General features: G+C 47.1%; 3 protein-coding genes. 1 reads left to right on the top strand and 2 read right to left on the bottom strand.

Annotation, left to right across the window (positions count from 1 at the left end; genetic code table 11):
• Positions 1-465 (bottom strand): hypothetical protein (locus tag HOK28_24620; protein ID MBT6436296.1); only part of this gene is annotated, 465 nt, incomplete at its 3' end.
• Between the two features lie 96 nt (positions 466-561).
• Entirely contained in the window at positions 562-1,404 is an 843-nt protein-coding gene (locus HOK28_24615; protein MBT6436295.1) for a response regulator, read from the bottom strand.
• A gap of 277 nt (positions 1,405-1,681) precedes the next feature.
• Between HOK28_24615 and HOK28_24610 the strand changes: the two genes are divergently transcribed.
• Positions 1,682-2,116, top strand: a complete 435-nt coding sequence (locus HOK28_24610; GenBank protein ID MBT6436294.1) for a response regulator — start codon at positions 1,682-1,684, stop codon at positions 2,114-2,116.
• Positions 2,117-2,385 lie beyond the last annotated feature (269 nt).

The raw sequence follows: 2,385 nt of genomic DNA, 5'->3' as shown, positions 1-2,385 counted from the left end.
TCGTGATACACGCATCGTGATTTTAGGGATGAAGTCGAGAATGAATGTAGCAACAGGGTTCGTCTTCAACGTTTCCGGCAAAGTGATTTCAGAATCCTGGAAGGGCGCTTGCTCCGCGTGGAAAGCTTGAAGTAGAGACTCAACTTTATCTTCGCTCAGGAAATTGAGTTGGACCAGTGCTTCTCCCAAGCGCAAGCGTTTCTTGCGCTGTAGATCAAGTAGCTGCTCGACTTGCTTATCTGTGAGCATGCCTTTTTCAACAGCCAACATTCCAAAGGGTAAATCCCGATTGAGTTGTTCGCGGTTGATGGTACCAGCATCTTCTGCAGACAGGATTCCAGCTTCAACGGCCAACTCCCCAAGCATGCGGTGTTCACGTTCCATTAGCTCAAGGGCTGAACGCAGCTGTTCCGCGCTTACTGCGCCTTCGAGTAATAGGTACTGTCCGAAAAACTTAACGCTCATAGGCGTCCCCCAATCAAATTGCTGTGGTGCAGAAACAAGACCACATTAGTGATCATAGTGGATCTCTAAGGGGCATGTAAGCCCTAAGGCTGAGATTCAAAACCCCTTGTTGTCGGTGACTTCTACATCGCCACCAATTCCACCTGCATCCATGACCATGTCGCGAATCTTGAGAGGGTGCGTAGCTGGTAGTGAGCCGTTATCGCACACTCGGAAGTTCCCACCGACCTTCTTCAACTTCTTCAGGTCAACCAAGCTTTCCAGGATGGGATTACCAACAATAGTTACTGCGCCGCCAACACTTCGTAAGTTTTTGAGGGTTAACCGGGTAAGCCGCTGATTGTTTTCGACATGGAGCTGACCCGTTATCGATGTAAGCAAAGGTAGGTCTAGGTTTGCCGCGGTGCTTTCATCAAGAATGAGATCTCCATCGATTCGCTCATACTTGGCGTAAAAATCCACGTCGTACTTGTTCTTGATCTTAATGTCGCCTTCAGCCGTGAGAACTTCACGGGAGTCGCCGGATTGTTGGCTAGGGTCCCATGGAAGGTCGGGATCGAGGAAAAACTTAACTTTTTCAAGCACCATGCTCTGGTTCATTTGGCTTTTCTTGAAATAGTCCGTGGCTCCCAGCTGCATCGCTCGGTCCACGTCTTGTGATTTTTGTTGCTCCGTAATCACGAATACGGGGATATCTTTGGTTGCCTGCTGTGAGCGTAAAAGCGAAAGAACCTTAAATCCATCTAAGGTGGGCATAACAAGGTCCAGAAGGACCATATCCGGCTTCTCCTTAGCAATCAGCTTAAGGCCGGCTGCGCCATCTTCTGCGAGGCTAACTCTATAATGCGGAGCCAGAACGGCCTTGAGGCTCGTTCGAACGGTTTCCGAATCATCAATAACGAGAATTTTAGACTTTTTGTTACGAGAAAAGAGCGCCATTGCCTCGATTCACTCCATATTTATCCAAGGGTCACCGGAGAAACCAATTAACACTCTTTTCCTATTCCAAACAGGACCTGAGGTCCAACATAACGCGCTCAGCGGAGATTTCTTGATCGAAACATTCGTTTTAAGGGGCTTCCAGGAGTACTAACGGCCTCTAAGAGTTTAAAAAGTCTTCTAAACCGAGTTGTTGCGACCCCAGGATCCATAGTAGAAATAAGCTGGGGTAATTGGCAGGGCGATTCAGCTCTCCATAATTCAATGAGGTCTAACCATGAAAATCCGTGCACTCGTAGTCGATGACTCTCGCAGTATGCGTAGAATTGTCATGAAAGGACTGCGTCACGCACAGTTGGCAGAGTTTGACTTTCAAGAAGCCGTAGACGGAGACGATGCGCTCGAGAAATTCAATCCTGAAGAATATGACATCGTATTCATTGACTGGAATATGCCTAAAATGAACGGCATCGACGTTGTTCGTAAGATCCGAGAAGAGCCACTGAATGACCAGGTTAAACTGGTTATGGTCACGAGTAACAAAACGATGGACTTTGTTACCGAGGCGCTGGACGATGCGGGGGCCAATGGTTTCATCTCCAAGCCATTTACTCCTAAAGATATGCGCAACAAGCTAGAGACCATCATCGCTGAGATTGTACAGATCAAAAAAGCTCAGGGCGGATTGCTCGGTAAGCTATTTGGCCGTTAATACAAGTCCAGCCACACCAAGTTCTTTCTATTCACCACAATTCAATGCTTATCCCCAACAAGACGTTTCACAGTTCCGTATAAGTTTCGAGACAAACTGAAAACTATCGTTTGTGTGGTTAGGGCCGTTCTGACACCCTTATTGGGGTGAAATCTAAAGTTTACATAATATATATTATCAGACATGATTAATGGCCCGTGAAACACTCGTAATCGCTTCAGTGGATTTAGTTGCCGCTTGTAAGAGCTCTAGATATGAGCGCTGGGTCG

This window comes from Deltaproteobacteria bacterium (assembly GCA_018668695.1).
Lineage (GTDB): Bacteria > Myxococcota > XYA12-FULL-58-9 > XYA12-FULL-58-9 > JABJBS01 > JABJBS01.
Note: the sequence above shows the minus strand (reverse complement) of the source record. Positions and strands in the feature narration are given on the sequence as shown.

Excerpts from the sequence above, each read along its gene's own strand:
- HOK28_24615 (MBT6436295.1), bottom strand. The coding sequence starts at position 1,404 with ATGGCGCTCTTTTCTCGTAACAAAAAGTCTAAAATTCTCGTTATTGAT.
- HOK28_24610 (MBT6436294.1), top strand. The coding sequence starts at position 1,682 with ATGAAAATCCGTGCACTCGTAGTCGATGACTCTCGCAGTATGCGTAGA.